The sequence below is a fragment of the Streptomyces sp. NPDC059679 genome (genome assembly GCF_042734105.1).
GTDB lineage: Bacteria > Actinomycetota > Actinomycetes > Streptomycetales > Streptomycetaceae > Streptomyces.
This window is the reverse complement of the sequence record NZ_JBHWES010000013.1, coordinates 34,480-48,665: the sequence shown is the minus strand read 5'-3', so window position 1 is coordinate 48,665 and position 14,186 is coordinate 34,480. Positions and strand designations below refer to the sequence as shown.

The 14,186-nt window shown below is 71.4% G+C and carries 14 protein-coding genes; 4 read left to right on the top strand and 10 right to left on the bottom strand.

Features of this window, described 5'->3' with window-relative positions:
• Positions 1–2 precede the first annotated feature (2 nt).
• Complete coding sequence (locus ACFV2X_RS16785; protein ID WP_385616824.1) at positions 3–512, bottom strand: hypothetical protein; 510 nt, start codon at positions 510–512, stop codon at positions 3–5.
• A 371-nt stretch (positions 513–883) separates the two neighbouring features.
• On the opposite strand from ACFV2X_RS16785, the gene ACFV2X_RS16780 reads away from it, so the two are divergent.
• A complete protein-coding gene (locus ACFV2X_RS16780) occupies positions 884–1,696 on the top strand; it encodes an SGNH/GDSL hydrolase family protein (RefSeq protein WP_385616822.1) in 813 nt (270 codons plus the stop codon).
• A gap of 115 nt (positions 1,697–1,811) precedes the next feature.
• Here ACFV2X_RS16780 and ACFV2X_RS16775 read toward each other — a convergent pair whose 3' ends face one another.
• The 3 genes from ACFV2X_RS16775 to ACFV2X_RS16765 all read right to left on the bottom strand — a co-directional run bounded on the left by ACFV2X_RS16775 (position 1,812) and on the right by ACFV2X_RS16765 (position 6,649).
• The gene (locus ACFV2X_RS16775; RefSeq protein WP_385616820.1) at positions 1,812–3,470 is read right to left on the bottom strand and encodes a sulfite exporter TauE/SafE family protein; all 1,659 of its coding nucleotides are present in this window, start codon (positions 3,468–3,470) and stop codon (positions 1,812–1,814) included.
• A 103-nt stretch (positions 3,471–3,573) separates the two neighbouring features.
• Positions 3,574–4,920, bottom strand: a complete 1,347-nt coding sequence (locus tag ACFV2X_RS16770) for a tetratricopeptide repeat protein (RefSeq protein WP_385616818.1) — start codon at positions 4,918–4,920, stop codon at positions 3,574–3,576.
• A 187-nt stretch (positions 4,921–5,107) separates the two neighbouring features.
• Complete coding sequence (locus ACFV2X_RS16765) at positions 5,108–6,649, bottom strand: DUF4331 domain-containing protein (protein WP_385616816.1); 1,542 nt, start codon at positions 6,647–6,649, stop codon at positions 5,108–5,110.
• 204 nt (positions 6,650–6,853) lie between these two features.
• Here ACFV2X_RS16765 and sigK point away from each other — a divergent pair, with 204 nt between their 5' ends.
• The 3 genes from sigK (at position 6,854) to ACFV2X_RS16750 (ending at position 8,730) form a co-directional block, all read left to right on the top strand.
• On the top strand, positions 6,854–7,429 hold the full coding sequence (sigK, locus tag ACFV2X_RS16760; RefSeq protein ID WP_385617024.1) for an ECF RNA polymerase sigma factor SigK: 576 nt from the start codon (positions 6,854–6,856) through the stop codon (positions 7,427–7,429).
• Positions 7,426–8,340, top strand: coding sequence for an anti-sigma factor domain-containing protein (locus tag ACFV2X_RS16755; RefSeq protein ID WP_385616814.1), 915 nt, complete (start codon positions 7,426–7,428; stop codon positions 8,338–8,340). Before sigK ends, ACFV2X_RS16755 begins: the two co-directional genes overlap by 4 nt.
• A gap of 126 nt (positions 8,341–8,466) precedes the next feature.
• On the top strand, positions 8,467–8,730 hold the full coding sequence (locus ACFV2X_RS16750; RefSeq protein WP_043487934.1) for a hypothetical protein: 264 nt from the start codon (positions 8,467–8,469) through the stop codon (positions 8,728–8,730).
• Between the two features lie 314 nt (positions 8,731–9,044).
• On the opposite strand, the gene ACFV2X_RS16745 is transcribed toward ACFV2X_RS16750, so the two are convergent.
• The 6 genes from ACFV2X_RS16745 to ACFV2X_RS16720 all read right to left on the bottom strand — a co-directional run bounded on the left by ACFV2X_RS16745 (position 9,045) and on the right by ACFV2X_RS16720 (position 14,064).
• Positions 9,045–10,283, bottom strand: coding sequence for a type ISP restriction/modification enzyme (locus tag ACFV2X_RS16745; protein WP_385616812.1), 1,239 nt, complete (start codon positions 10,281–10,283; stop codon positions 9,045–9,047).
• A gap of 76 nt (positions 10,284–10,359) precedes the next feature.
• A complete protein-coding gene (tnpB, locus tag ACFV2X_RS16740; protein WP_385616810.1) occupies positions 10,360–11,808 on the bottom strand; it encodes an IS607 family element RNA-guided endonuclease TnpB in 1,449 nt (482 codons plus the stop codon).
• Positions 11,805–12,380 (bottom strand): IS607 family transposase, encoded by a 576-nt coding sequence (locus tag ACFV2X_RS16735; protein ID WP_385616808.1) that lies wholly within the window; start codon positions 12,378–12,380, stop codon positions 11,805–11,807. Before ACFV2X_RS16735 ends, tnpB begins: the two co-directional genes overlap by 4 nt.
• A gap of 553 nt (positions 12,381–12,933) precedes the next feature.
• Positions 12,934–13,131, bottom strand: a complete 198-nt coding sequence (locus ACFV2X_RS16730; RefSeq protein WP_385616806.1) for a DUF397 domain-containing protein — start codon at positions 13,129–13,131, stop codon at positions 12,934–12,936.
• Positions 13,132–13,186: 55 nt separating this feature from the next.
• Complete coding sequence (locus ACFV2X_RS16725) at positions 13,187–13,816, bottom strand: DUF5753 domain-containing protein (protein ID WP_385616804.1); 630 nt, start codon at positions 13,814–13,816, stop codon at positions 13,187–13,189.
• Positions 13,801–14,064 carry a helix-turn-helix domain-containing protein gene (locus tag ACFV2X_RS16720; RefSeq protein ID WP_385616802.1) on the bottom strand — a complete coding sequence of 88 codons (264 nt, stop codon included), beginning with the start codon at positions 14,062–14,064 and terminating at the stop codon, positions 13,801–13,803. Before ACFV2X_RS16720 ends, ACFV2X_RS16725 begins: the two co-directional genes overlap by 16 nt.
• Positions 14,065–14,186: the final 122 nt, after the last annotated feature.

Here is a 14,186-nt window from a genome sequence, read left to right as displayed (position 1 = left end):
TCTCATCCCTGACTGCTTGTCGCGCGGACACTGCTCCTCGTGCGGGGAGTGCTGTGGCTACTGGGCGTGTTTGGGCTGCTCGTCGTGCATGGGCTGCTCGCCGTACGGGGGCTGCTCCTTGCGTGGCGACGGCGCCGCGCGCGGGCCTGCCGTACCGACAGGAGCCCCACGGACAGGAAGAGCCCCAGGCTCACCGCGCCGACCGCCACCACGCCCCCGCGCACCGACCACATATGCGAAGCGAGCATCGCCTGCGCGACCAGCAGATCCAGCGCGAGCGCACCGACGCCCGCGAGCACCGCGCGGGCCGCCCCGTCCAGCCCGCGCAGCGCGCCCCCCAGGGCTGAAGCGGGCGCCGTGATCAGGAAGAGGAGAGTGAAGGGCGCGCGCAGCGGTGAGCCGATGCCCGCGAGTGTGAGCGCGGCACCGACTCCTCCGACGCCGACGGCGACCCCCGCGAGCGCCGACGGGAATCGCACACCTGTTGGGCTCTTGTCACTGTTGGTCTGCATTGGCGACTTTGCCCCCTGAAGCGCCGGATGCCGGGCTTCAATGTCGCGCAGGCGGAGGAAGCCCGTCAAGATGCGGCAGATGTGCGAACGGGCGGGTCAGAGACGTGAGTTGACCGTTCCGCTCCGCTTGCGCAACGGCGTGCGCGGTGGCGCGTGACCAGCGCGGGGGGCTGACGCGCGCGAAGTTCATCGGCCCGACCGGAATATTTTCCTAACTACACGCATAGACCCTTGGTTTCGGCGGGATGACATAGCCATGTCACGCCGAGGCAACAACGCGGCGGTGTGACAGACGGTTTCGAACATGATTGCCCCTTTCGGGGCGGTCGTGCCGCAACAGCATCGGCAGCAATCCTGCTAAGGGAGACTGAATGAAACTGTCCAGACTCACGGCCACCGCAAGCGCATTCGTCGTCGGTGTCGTGCTCGCCCTCGCCGGGGCCGGCGCGGCTCAGGCCGCGGAGAGCGCCGCCGGGCCCGCCTATGTGGCGCTCGGTGACTCCTACTCATCCGGCGTCGGCTCCGGCAGCTACGACTCCGCGAGTGGCAGCTGCAAGCGCAGCACCAAGGCCTACCCCAAGCTCTGGGCCGCCGCGCACGCCCCGTCGAGCTTCAACTTCACGGCCTGCTCCGGCGCCAAGACCGGCGACGTCCTCAACAACCAGCTCGGCCCGCTGAACTCCAGCACCGGTCTGGTCAGCATCAGCATCGGCGGCAATGACGCGGGCTTCGCCGACGTCATGACCACCTGTGTGCTGCCCGGCGAGGACAACTGTCTCAGCGCGGTCGCCAACGCCCGCAGCTACGCCCAGAACACCCTGCCCGGCAAACTGGACCAGGTCTACGACGCGATCCGGGCCAAGGCGCCGTCCGCCCGTGTCGTCGTCCTCGGCTACCCGCGCTTCTACAAGCTCAACGGCGACTGCATCGCAGGGCTCACCGAGGCCGAGCGCACCGCGATCAACAACGCCTCGGACTACCTGAACTCCGTCACCAAGGGCCGCGCCTCCGCCCACGGCTTTGTCTTCGGTGACGTGGCCACCCCGTTCACCGGGCACGAGATCTGCTCCGCGAGCGAGTGGCTGCACAGCGTCACCTGGCCCATCGACGAGTCCTACCACCCGACCGCCGCGGGCCAGTCCGGCGGCTACCTGCCCGTCCTGAACACGGCTGACGGGATCTGATCAGCTCTTTCAAGCTTTTTGCTTCGCCGCCATGTACGAGCGGGAGGCCCCGGACGGTCCGTCCGGGGCCTCCTCGTACACCGCCTCGGCGGCTTGTGTATTTGTCGATACGGCGTCAGCCCAGCGTGGTCGCCGCCCCCCTGAGTACCAGCCCGCAGCCCAGCGCCAGCACCACCGCCGCCGTGCCCACGGGCGAGGCGCGGTGCACCAGGCGCAGCACCCGTTGACCGCGGCCCCCGTCGCTCGCCCGGGCCGCCAGCCGCTCCGTGGCCCGCCGCCCCAGGCGCACCACCGCGATCCCGGCCAGCGTGAGCGTGAGCGCGAGCCCCGCCCCGTACGCCAGCACCAGCAGAAACCCGAACCACGCCTGCCCGAGCGCGGCCGCCCCCACGAGGACGACCACGGCGGACGGGCTGGGCACCAGCCCGCCGGCGAAGCCGAGGAGGAGGGTGCCGCGCAGGGTGAGGCGGCCGGTGGGGAGGGGGTGGGAGTGGGTGAAGCCGCCGTGGGAGTGGACGTGGACGTGGGCGTGTTCGTGTTCCTTTTCGTGTTCGTGCGGGTGGCTGTGGTCAGACGCATGCTCGCGTGCGTGCTCGTGCCCGTGGCTGTGGTCGCTCGCGCGTGCGTGTTCGTGCCCGTGGCTGTGCTCGGGACCGTGCTTGTGTCCGTGCTCGTCGTGATGGTGATGGTGTGCGGGAGCGCGCCGCCGCAGCGCCTTGCGCAGCAGCCCCGCCCCGGCCAGCGCCACGAGCACCCCGCTCGCGATGCCCAGCCACGCGATCACCGACGGCGCGGCCGCCGAGCCCGCCGTGACCAACAGGCCCAGCGCGAACACCCCGAGGGTGTGGGTGACCGTCACCGACGCGCCCAGCGCCAGCACATCGCGCATCGCACTGCGTCCGCCCGCCGCCGCGGCCGCCGCCATCAGCGTCTTGCCGTGGCCGGGCGCGAGTGCGTGCATCGCGCCGAGCAGCATGGCGGTGGCGAACGCGGTCACGGCGAAGAAGGGCGTGATGTCGTGCCGCGCCACCAGGTTGGTGAGCGCCTGCGTCCAGCGGTCCACGCCACGCGGCAGTACGGAGCTGCCGGGCGGCTCGGACTGTTCCTCCGCCGACTTGGCGAGCGCGGGCCCGCCCGGCGCGGTGCGCAGCGCGGCGGTCCGCTCGTCGGGCGGGGAGGAGAGCTGGTCCTGCGGATAGCGGGTCAGCCGCCGGGAGGCGGAGGACGTGGGCACGTCGGAGGCCGCGAGCGTCATACGGTCTCCCCGCGCGGTCATCTCACGCCAGCCGGGCCCCGTGCCGATGTCCGCCGGACGGTACGCGAGCGAGGCGTGCCCGTCGCGCGGCAGCGCGGCGGTCAGCCGGCACTCGACGCGCAGCGTCGGCAGACCGGCCTGCCCGGCCCGCGAGCGCGCCTGCGCGCCCTCGCTCCGTACGGACACCGACCGCCCCCGCACCGTCAGCCGCGCGTCCCGCGCCGCGCTCGCACAGCGCCGCTCGGCCCAGGCGGCCAGTTCGGGGCGGGAGAGCTTGTCGTCGCCGTCCTTGTCGATCCGCGGCTTCGCCTGCGCGGCCGGAATCTCGGCGAGGTCTTCCACATGGTCGACCCGCAGCTCGCTCGGCGCGACGACCAGCCCGTCGTAGCGGTTGACGGTGAAGTTCCCGAGCGGATGCGCCTCGGCGGCCCCGGCGGGCAACACCACGATGGCGGCCGCCCCGAAGAGCACGGACGCGGCGGCGCCGATGCGGCGGGCGCGCCGGATCAGCCGGTTCATGGACGGGTACCTCCTGTGGTGCGGATGGGGCGGTGCGGGCGCGCGGTGGGCGGGGGCTTCGGCACCTGCGCCGTTCGGGGTGGTCTGAGCGCCTGATGGCCGGTCATCGGGGGCCGCCCAGCCCCTTCAGCGCCGTCTTCGCCGCGCGGGCGCCCGTGGGGGAGAAGGCAGGGTTGAGGTCGAGGGCCGCGGTGAGGTGGCGCCGGGCGGAGGCGGTGTCGCCGAGGGACTTCTCGATGACCCCCCGGTGGTAGAGGAACGACGCGTTGCGGTACCCCGGCGCCGCCGCGGACTTGGCGTAGGTCAGGGCCTCGCGGTCGCGGCCGGCCCGGTGCAGCGCCCAGGCCAGCGCGTCGGCGGTGTGCACGCTGTGCCGGCGGCCCCATTCGGCGCGGGCCGCCCGCAGCGCCTCCGCGCGGTCGCCGTGGTCGGCGGCGATCAGCGCGCTGTCGAGGTCGGTCGCCACGCCGTTGGCCCGCGCCAGGTCGATCCAGGTGGCGGCCACGGCGTACTGCTCCCGGGCCCGGGTACGGTCGCCGCGCGCCTCGTACACCTCGCCGAGGGCGGCGAGCTCGGCGGGCAGCGGGTAGCGCCGTACGACCTCCTCCAGGTCGCGGGCCGCCGCGTCGAGGTCGCCGACCGCGGCGTGGGTGCGGCCGCGGCCCTCCAGGGCCGGGAGGTAGCCGGGCTCGGCGCGCAGCGCGTCGGCGTAGTGGCCGCGGGCCCGGGGGAACTGGCCCTGGCTCCAGGCCAGCTGGCCGAGCGCCGTGGCCACGTACGCCACGTCCCCGGGCGCGGTCGCCGACTTCCGCGCGCGCAGCAGTACGCGGCGGGCGCCGGCCGGGTCGCCGCGCAGCTCCAGGACGTAGGCGAGACGGGTGAAGACGGGGATGCCGGGGCGCAGCGAGTCGGCGCGCCTGGCGGCGGCGTACGCCTCGTCGTACCGGCCGAGTTCGACGAGCGCGTCCACCCGGACGGCGAGCGCCCGCTCGCTGTACGCGTTGACCTTCAGCGCCCGGTCGGCGTCCCGCAGCGCGCCGGGGAAGTCATGGCGCGCCGCGGCGAGCGCGGCGCGGCCGGCGAGGGCCGGGTCGTTGTCGCGCGGCTGGGCGGACAGGGAGCGGGCGAGGGCCTTCTGGGCCTGGGGGTAGCGGGTGGGGTCCCCGGTGGTGCGGGCCTGTTCGACGTAGGCGGCGCCGAGTGTGGCCCAGCCGGCCGCGTCCTTGGGCTTGGCGCGCAGCCGGGCCTGGAGCGCGCTGATGCTCTTCCCCAGGTCCTCGGAGCTGACCTGGTCGAGCGCCGCCCGCCCGGCGGGCAGCACGGCGGTGGTCCGTGCGCCGGACGGGCGGTCGTCGGACCCGCCGACGGCGAACGCGGCGACCGTGAGCCCCGTCGCGAGCGTGACGACGACGGCGGCGGTGCGGACGAGGTGCCGGACGGGGACGGGCATTGCGGCTGCCTTTCGGATGATGGGCGTTCAGGGCTCGGGCGCCGGCGGGCGCCGGTGCTACCGGGATGTACGTACGGAAGCGGGCCCGTGCTCGCCGGTCCGGGCCGGCGGGCGCGTTTCTTCTCGCATTTCTGCTCGAACGCGCCCACCGGCCGGTGCGCGGAACCGACCCCCGTCGCACGCCCGATCAGTGCCTGCGCGTGTGCACCCGCACCAGCCGCTGCCGGCGCCGGCGCCAGGTCAGGCCGACGGCCAGCAGCAGCACCGCCGCGCCACCCGCGGCGGCGGACGTGGCGAGCAGGGTGTTGTTGTCCTCGGTGGAGGTGGAGACGATGCCGGAGCCGCCGTTGAGCAGGGTGCGGCCGTCGGCCGTGGTCGTGGCGCTCTTGGTGGAGCTCTTGACGTCCGAGCCGGAGTTGGGCAGCCCGATGTACGGGAAGTAGCCGCCGAACTTCTGGTCGTCGTTCGAGTCCACCGCGTCGCCCAGGTCGTTCTTCTCGCCGAGGAGTTCGCCCTCGACGACCTGAAGCGCGATGTCCAGGACGTCATCGGTCAGCCGACGGCCGTTGGGGAAGCCGGCCTGGTCGCCGTCCAGGACGCCGAGGCGCTTGGGCTTGTCGGTCGGCTTGATCGAGGTGTTCAGGCGCAGCATCTCGGAGGCCTTGACGCCCTTGACCTGGTTGAGGTCGGGGACCCCGGTGAGGAAGACCTGTTCGAGGTCCTTGCGCGGGGCGTCCTGCGCCTTGATCTTGAAGATCTGCTCGATCAGCTTGGGCAGCTCCGGGTCGTCCACGTTGTCCAGGAACTGCGCGTCGTCCTTGGGCTCCGAGGCGTTGAACTTGTCCTTGTCCTTACGGGGATTGACAACCTCGTTGACCAACGGCATTCCGAGCCGCGAGACCTGGGTGTAGTCGCCGTAGGCGTCCGCGCGCTGGGTGGTGGACCACATACCGATCACCGGCTGCTCATGGGACTCGCGCACCTGGTCGGTCGGCACCTGGAGGGCCAGCGACTGGACGTTGTAGCCCTTGAGCGTGTCGTTGCCGACCTCGGACAGGTCGCCGCCGTACAGCAGGTCGAAGACCCGCAGGTCGGCGAAGAACGGGTCGTCGGCCTGACCGGCGAAGGCCGTGGCGCCGCCGTACACCTTGCGCACCGCCTGGTCGCGCAGGGCCGCGTAGTCCGGCATGGACGCCTTTCCCACGTTCGAGGGGGCCACGACCAGATCGTCCGCGATCTTCGTGCGCTCGCCGGCCTTGCCGTGGCGCATCTTGATGAGCTCGATGTCGTACGTCTGGAAGAAGTTCAGGTCGTGGTCGTCGAGCGAGGTGACCGGGCCGGTGTTGTAGAGGAACGTGTCCTCGTTGCGGACGTGGTCCTTGAAGGTCCAGCGGTAGATCAGGTCTTCCCGGGCGTCGCCGTCGTTGTCGATGCGCAGGTCGTACTGGGCGTCTTCGGCGAACTTGAAGAAGTTCGGGCCTCCCGCCGGGTCCTGGAACGGCAGGAAGTTCGCGATCAGCGTCGTCGTGTCCGCCTTGTCGGGGCTCACGAACGCGTAGACGTCGGTGGTGTCGTACTCCGGCTGGCCCGAGATCAGCGGCGCCTCCCGGTGGCTGGAGGCCTCCGCCTCCCCGGGCCCGAGCGCGGCCACACCGGCCACCGCGAGCCCTCCCGCGACCAGCGCTCCGCCCACGAGCGCGGCCACACTCCTCTTGGTGATTGAGGTCATCTGGGTCGGTCCTTCGTACGTGTGGTGGACAGGCTGATGCCGGCTATTCGGAGCGGTCGGCCGACCGGATTGGTGGGTCGGTGGATTTTTTTTGGCGGCGTCGCGAAGCAACCGAAGACGGGGCAGCTGAGACGGATGGCAGGAAGCGGGGTTTGCCGCGTGAGTGTGGAGCGGACGGGAGAGCGGGGTCCGGTACGCGGGTGGGTGGGCGGACAGGAGCGCGCAGGGGAGCGCGGGCGTGGCCCGGACGACCTGCTGCCGCTGGTCGCCGTCGGAGACCACCGTGCGTTCGAGGACCTGTACGGCATGGTCTCGGGGCCCGTGTACGGGCTGGTGCGGCGCGTGCTGCGGGACCCGGCGCAGTCCGAGGAGGTGGCGCAGGAGACGCTGTTGGAGGTCTGGCGCACCGCCGGGCGGTTCGACCCGCGCCGCGGCTCCGCGCTCGCGTGGATCCTCACTCTCGCCCACCGCCGCGCCGTGGACCGGGTGCGGTCGGCCCGCTCGGCGGCCGACCGCGAGGCGCGGGTCGGCGGGCAGGCGGAGGGCCCGGCCTTCGACCAGGTGGCGGAGGCGGTCGAGGGGCGTCTTGAGCGCGAGTGGGTGCGCGGCTGTCTGGCCCGACTCACCGAGCTGCAGCGGCAGTCGGTCACCCTCGCCTACTACGAGGGGTACTCCTACCGGGAGGTGGCGCATCGGCTGGCCGTACCGTTGGGGACGGTCAAGACGCGGATGCGGGACGGGCTGACGCGGCTGCGCGAGTGCTTGGGAGCGGCGGTATGACCAATGACCGGTCAGCCGACCGGCGAATGGACGGAGTCCCGGCGTATCGGGGCGGCAAGGGGCGCAAGGCGCACGCCCTGGCGGGCGCGTACGCCCTCAATGCGCTGGACCCCAAGGAACGCCGGCGGTACGAGAAGCATCTGGCCCGCTGCCCGGGGTGCGCCCAGGAAGTGCGCGATCTGGCGCAGGGCGCGGTACGGCTGGCGCGCGCGGTGGCCGCCCCGGCGCCACCCCAGATGCGGCAGCGGGTGCTGGCGGCCGCTCAGGCCACCCCGCAGGAGGCGCACTCGGCGGCGGACGGCGGATACGCCGCGCCGCCCGCGCGCGCCGCCCACGCGGGCCGTTCAGGGCCCGGCGGGCGGCGGGCGCGCGGCGGGGGCTACCTCCGGCGCCCCGTGTTCGGCCTGCGGCTCGCCGGGGCCGTGGCCGCCCTGTCCTTGATCGCGGCCGCCGTGCTCGGCGTCGAACTGGTCCGTACCCGCGACCGGCTCGACCAGGAGCGCGGTGCGACGCGCGCCGTCGAACAGGTGCTCTCGGCGCCGGACGCCCGTGGCGTCAGCGGACGCGACGCCCAGGGCCGCGGCATCAACGCCGTGACCTCGCGCCGGCTCGGCGCCGCCGTGGTCACCGTCTCCGGGCTGTCGGCACCGCCCGGCGGGCGGACGTACCAGCTCTGGATGATCGACGCCCCGCCGGAAGGGTCGCAGGGAGAGTCGTCGGGCGGGTCGCCGGGAGGGGCCGCCGCGCCCCGTTCGGCCGGACTCCTGAAGGGCAGCGGGGAGGGGACGCCTCTGGTCACGGGCGGCTTCGGCGCACGTACGGAGCGCCTGGCGGTGACCCTGGAACCAGATGGCGGATCAACCCGGCCCACCACGAATCCAGTCGTGCAACTAGCCCTCGGTGATCCATGATTCGCGATGGACGCGTCAACGCCCTTGACGCGGAGGTGAATCAGCGACCTTGGGTGCGTGGGTGACGGCTCGCCGAGGTAGGGTTACTCTGCCCGGGGCGGGTGCCCTCGACGGGTGGGGAGTGACATGGAGCAGATAACAGTACGCAGCAGGCCACGAGTGCCTGCCATCAACTGCGGGAGCGGGTCGACCAGCGCCCGGCTCGACCGCCATCTCGCGGTGTTGGGCGGCCCTGCCGTGCCGCAGCGGGAGGCCGAGGGCGCCACGGTGCTGATGCAGGAGCTGACCGCACGGGACCACGCGCGCACCGAGCGGAACAGGGGCGCCAGGGTCTCGCTGTTCGCACCGCTGCGACGGTTGCGCCGTTCGCTGTTCGGCAGCCGCCACTGAGCCTTTGGGCGTACTTGGCCCGTCCGGTTGATTCCGGTCGGCCTGGTGAGCCCGAAAAGCCTGGTTGGCCCGGTTGGTCCATCCCCAGGGCCCGCCGCGGTCGTCTGCCGTCCGCGACAGCTGTGTCGTCGTCCGCATCCCGGACACGGAGATTCCGGCCCCGCTCCAGCCGGTGAGCCCGTGTCAAGGTCGTTCTCCCGGGATGCGGACCGCGACGCGCTCGGCACCCACACGCACACGTCCTCGCCCCGGAGGCGTGTGCGCAGCCTTTGAGCGCCCCGTCCGTACGACTCGCGCCTCCGGCTTCTCCGGCTTCAGACCAGCGCGAACTGCCCGCCCGGACCCTCCTCGTGATGGTCCAGCACGGACGCCGGGCGCCGGGCCGCGGCAGGCACCGGCAGCACGCCCGCCTCGCCCAGCTCCGCCGGGCCCATACGCGGCCCGGCCGCCAGCCGTTCGGCCAGCGCCCGCCGCGCCGGGCGCTCCTCGGCGAGCAGCGCCAGCACGGTGATCAGCTCCAGCAGCTCGGACGTCCAGTCGCGCGGCCAGGCCCCCGGGAGGACGGCCTCCAGCGTGCCGGGCTCACCACGGGCCGTACGGCGCTCGAACCAGGTCTCCAGGACCCGCGCCCCGCCCGCATGGAACTCCCACGCACCGCGCGGCACCGGTGAGATCCGCCCCGCGCCGAGGAGCAGGGCCGCCTCGTCCGGGTCGTACGCCAGGGATTCGGGCAGCCCGCGCTCGGGGAGCGCGGCGCGTACGTAGGGGCGCTGGCCGCCCGGCATGCGCGGGCGTTCGCTGCTGTGCGCCCCGCGGGTATGCAGCCACAGCGCCCGGCGGCCCAGCTCCACCCCCGCCTCCCAGGTCTCGGGGTCGGCGGTCAGCGGTACCGCGCACCCCTCCGGGCGGTGACCGGCCACCGCGGCGACCCAGGCCAGGAAGTCCTCGGCCGCCACCGGCCGGGCCAGCTCTGCCGCGAGGTGGTCGAGCAGCCGCGGCGCCAGGTTGGGCTCGCGGCCGCCGGGACGGCGGTAGAGGGGCCTGATCCGCCCGGGGCGGCCCGCGGGGGAGTAGCCGTCCGGCAGCAGCGCCGAGAACGTCAGCGTCGGACCCGGGTCGGGCCCGGCCCCCTCGACGGCGTGTATCTGCCGCTCGTCGGCCACCCGCCACAGCTCCGGCCGGGCCGCGTCGATCAGCCGGTGGTCGGGGATCAGCCACTGCTGGTCGTACGGCCCGTGGGCGACCCGCACCGGCTCCGGGCAGGGCCCGCGCTCGCCCGCCAGCGGGGCGGTGGAGGTCCGCTGACCGGGCAGCTGGGGCACGGCGCTGTGCAGCGTACGGGAGCGGCTCGGCCGGAACAGCGCCGCCCGCCCCGCCTCGTCACCGGCCCCGACCAGCCGCTCCCAGCGCGCCTTGAGCACCGCCGGATCCGGGCCCATCACCCACGCCCGCCCGAGCCGCAGCGGCCCCACGGACCAGGGCATCAGATCCGCCAGCAGCGGTGCGTCGGCCCATACGGCCCGGTCGGCCTCGGTGGCCTGTGTAGCTGTCACACCGCAGCCCTTCCGTTACCGAGAGCCTTAGCTGCTCTCAGCCATCCGGGCATTTCGGCCCGGATGGTCCGTCGCATCACCAAAGCGTAAGGGCTTCGGCTTGAGTACGGTCTCTCGCTTCCTTCCCACGTGGGGTGGGGATTGCGCCACCTGCCCGCCCCGGCCCGGCCTTGCGGCTGGGTCGGGTGGCGCGGGTCTTACGGTTGGCTTCACGAGGCTTCGACGCCTTCGCGGCCTCCAGGTCTCCGGCCACTCCGGTACCTGTGGTGCTGGCCACCGCGAGGGCGACGAGGTTGTGCGCTGAGTTCTCGTCTCGGTCCATCACGAGCGGGCACTCGTCACAGTCGAAGACTCGGACGTGCAGCGGCAGCTTGGCTTTCACCGCGCCGCAGTTCGAGCAGGTCTTGGAGGAGGGGTACCAGCGCGAGGCGACCACGGTGCGGGTGGCGTTACGTCGGCCCTTGTAGGTGAGCTGGCGGCGGATCTCCCCGAACCCGGCATCGGCGATCCTTCGGGCGAGATGCCGGTTCTTCAGTATTCCGGCGACGTTTAGATCTTCGATCACGACGGTGCCGTACTCGGCCCGGATGCGGGTGGTGAGCTTGTGCAGGGCGTCGGCGCGCAGGTTCGCCACCCGGTGGTGCACCTTGTTGCGCTCAGCGTTCGCTTTCTCCCACGGCTTCGACGGCTTCTGCCCGGTGCGCTGGTCGGGCCCTTGACGGCGGGAGACCCGGCGCGAGTGCAGACGCAGCAGCTTCAACGAGACGTCCAGGTGCTTCGGGTTCGGCTCGTAGCGGATCTGCCCGGCGCTGTCGGCCATGACCGCGAGGTGCTTCACGCCCAGGTCGATCCCGGCCGCCGCATCCGGGCGGGCGACGCGAACCAGGTCCCGTTTCACCTCGGCCTGGAAGGAGACGAACCATCGGCCGCGCTCGTGCCGCACGGTCGCCGACAGGATGCGCGCGGTTCCGGCTGTGATGCCTTCCCGCAGACCATGGGCGCGTTCGTGCACGCGGATCGTGCCCAGCCGGGGCAGGGTCACATGCCTGCCGTCGGTTCCGACGCGGATGGTGCCGGTGGTGAACCGGCAGGACAGGCGCGCCTTCCGCTTCGACTTGCGCCGGGGCGCGCCCATCGCTCGGCCCTTGCGCTTGCCGTTCTTCGACTTTGCGTAGTTGTCGAACGCGGCGGCGGCGTTCGACAGGCCGGTGTTGTACGCCTCCTTGGAGTTCTCTTCCCACCAGCCGGCGAACCTGGGGTCGGTGCGCTTGGCCTCGTTGAACGCCTTTCGCAGCACGGGCAAAGTCCACGGGCGCCACTTGGTGACCTGATCCTCTGGGATGCCGTAGGTGGCTTCGGCCTTGCGCTGCCACCAGGAAGCCGTCATCCACGACACCGCCCAGTTGTAGGCGGCGCGTGCCGCACCGCAGTGCGACCTGAGCGCCCGCTCCTGCGCGGCGTTCGGGTCGAGCGCGAACCGGTAGGCCTGCACCACGAACCCGGGCTGGAGCTGGAACTTTTTCACCCGGCGGCCTCGCCGGTCATGACGGCAGCGGCGCGCGCGGCACGGTTCTCCGCAGCCTGACGCCCGTACTGGCGGGCGCATATCGAGGTCAGCACCTCGGTGATGTCCCGCACCAGGTCGTCCGTGGTCTCCTGCTGATCGAGGACCACCAGGCGCCGCCCGGATGCCGACAGAGCGGCTTCGAGGTGTTCGACACCGAACCGGGCCAGCCGGTCACGGTGCTCCACCACGATCACGGTCGCGTCTGGGGCGGCCAGCAGCCGGTGCAGCTTGCGCCGCCGCCCGTTCAGACCGGAGTCGACCTCGGTCACCACCTCGGCGACCGGCAGACCCAGCCCGGTGGCGCCGGTGACGACACGGGCCACTTGCCGGTCAAGGTCCGCTTTCTGATCGGCCGACGAGACCCGACAGTACGCCACCGTGCGCCCCTTGGGCCGCTGCTCGGGTTCGTGCACCAGCCACACGCCGGTCGCGGTCCGGGTCGCGGGAACGGGGAGCTTCCCGTCTCTCGCCCACCGCCAAGCCGTCTGGTAGTGCACGCCGTTGCGCGCAGCCCATTCTGACAACCTCACGTAACCATCATATATAGAAGTTGATAGGTGATGAGACTTCAGTCAGCAAATAACTTCCCCGCAACGTATCCATGCCTCTGCCACCGGGTGCCGTGCGGCGAGCGTGCGGCTCGCGTGGCCGGTCGCCTCGTGCGGCGACCAGGGACCGGTCGGCCTCATGGTCGTGGCAAGCTCCCCCCGTGGCGGGGAGCAGGGTAACCACGGAGGACGACCGCGTTGCCGAAGGGCATTCGGGACCAGGCCGGAGCGGGGGCAGTAGCTATGCGGCGAGCTGGCCAAGCAGAGTGTCCAGTCACCGGACGATGTCGTCGGGATTGGTGTGCTGGATCGCCTTGCCCCTCACCGCAGACTGACAGTGAGGGATCCGCGATAGGACAAGACAGCTCGTTGCTTGAAGCGCGGCGATACGGGATCGGTTCCCTTGTCCATATATGGCGAGGGACAGTGCCCCTGCCCAGTCCCACCTGCTGAGGACAGGGCAGGGGGCACATCGTTGAGTGGCGGAGTGGTCGGCCTGATCGGCCCGCAACAGACACGACCTATGGGACCACTCCTAGATCATCCGGGAGCCCGCCCGTTCCGTGCGGACGAACGCCAGAAGCTCAGCCCGTCCGTCACGAGTGAAGTGCAAGGCGGGGCCGCTCTTGTCCTTGGAGTCACGGACCAGGACGTCGCCATGGGTCTGGAGCCGGTCGGCTATCTCCACGCAGTTGTTACCGGTGCCGTCGCTGTAAGACGACCCAAGCTTCATCGGGGACCAGCCGGCTGGCTGAAGTGTGAGTGTTCATGGCTTTACTACTTTCGAGTTAGTTCTTCCAGAAAATCGATGGTGGCTTCGAGACCGAGGGCCAGGCCCACCATCGCGTCGAACCTACGGGTGAACCGATCGACCTCACGTCGTGTGTCCGAGGTCGAAACGGCACCCCACGCGTTGTCAGTCTGCACTCGGGCGGGCAGCTCCCCAGGTCGAGGATGGTGAAGTCGTTGCTTGATCGGTACCCCCGCCTGAATGGGAGCACCTGGATCGAGACGTGGTCCTCCTTGGCCAGCCGGATGATCTCTCCGTACTGCTCGCGCATCACGTTGTCGTCGCCGACTGGGATCCTCAGAGACGCCTCACCGAGAACGACGCGGAGCTTGACTGGATCCGTGCGAGCCAGGACCCGCCGTTTCCGCTCCATGCGTAGCTCGACGTTCCGCTGTATGAACTCCGCCGTGGTGTCTTCGACGGGACGCTGGACCTCGAACAACGCCTTGGCATACGCCTCGGTCTGAAGCAGCCCGTAAACCACTGTCGGGTGGTACGCACTGATCGATGTGGCCTCAGCTTCGAGGCCAACGAAGTGCGGCATGCCGGTTGGCATGAAGTTGCGGTACTGGGTCAGCCAGTCCTCGTTCGGAGCGTCACGGTTCAGCTCGATCAGCTGCTCGACCAACTCTTCATCGTGACGTCGTACTTCTTCAGCAGGGTGCGGAGATCTCCGACGTTGCGTCTGAAGTTCAACTCACCGTTCTCGATACGGGCGAGTGAAGCCTCTGAGAGCGCTTTCAGACCCCGGACGGCTGCCTTCCGGGTCATCCCCCGCGCCCTGCCCGGCTCGACGGGCGGACAGTTCTCGCGCAACTGCTTCAGCTGGATGCCGAGTTCCAGTCGTCTGCCTGTCGCGCCGCGCTTTGCCGCCATGTGTGCACCACCCTCATGTCTGTGCGCAGGTCGGTACTGCCGTGCGCAGAGTGTGTCATCCCCTGCGCATGCTTCACATCCCCTGTGCATGTTCCTGAATAGTCCAATTTGGCTCCCGCTGA

Excerpts from the sequence above, each read along its gene's own strand:
- ACFV2X_RS16785 (WP_385616824.1), bottom strand. The coding sequence starts at position 512 with ATGCAGACCAACAGTGACAAGAGCCCAACAGGTGTGCGATTCCCGTCG.
- ACFV2X_RS16780 (WP_385616822.1), top strand. The coding sequence starts at position 884 with ATGAAACTGTCCAGACTCACGGCCACCGCAAGCGCATTCGTCGTCGGT.
- ACFV2X_RS16775 (WP_385616820.1), bottom strand. The coding sequence starts at position 3,470 with ATGAACCGGCTGATCCGGCGCGCCCGCCGCATCGGCGCCGCCGCGTCC.
- ACFV2X_RS16770 (WP_385616818.1), bottom strand. The coding sequence starts at position 4,920 with ATGCCCGTCCCCGTCCGGCACCTCGTCCGCACCGCCGCCGTCGTCGTC.
- ACFV2X_RS16765 (WP_385616816.1), bottom strand. The coding sequence starts at position 6,649 with ATGACCTCAATCACCAAGAGGAGTGTGGCCGCGCTCGTGGGCGGAGCG.
- ACFV2X_RS16755 (WP_385616814.1), top strand. The coding sequence starts at position 7,426 with ATGACCAATGACCGGTCAGCCGACCGGCGAATGGACGGAGTCCCGGCG.
- ACFV2X_RS16750 (WP_043487934.1), top strand. The coding sequence starts at position 8,467 with ATGGAGCAGATAACAGTACGCAGCAGGCCACGAGTGCCTGCCATCAAC.
- ACFV2X_RS16730 (WP_385616806.1), bottom strand. The coding sequence starts at position 13,131 with ATGAAGCTTGGGTCGTCTTACAGCGACGGCACCGGTAACAACTGCGTG.
- ACFV2X_RS16720 (WP_385616802.1), bottom strand. The coding sequence starts at position 14,064 with ATGGCGGCAAAGCGCGGCGCGACAGGCAGACGACTGGAACTCGGCATC.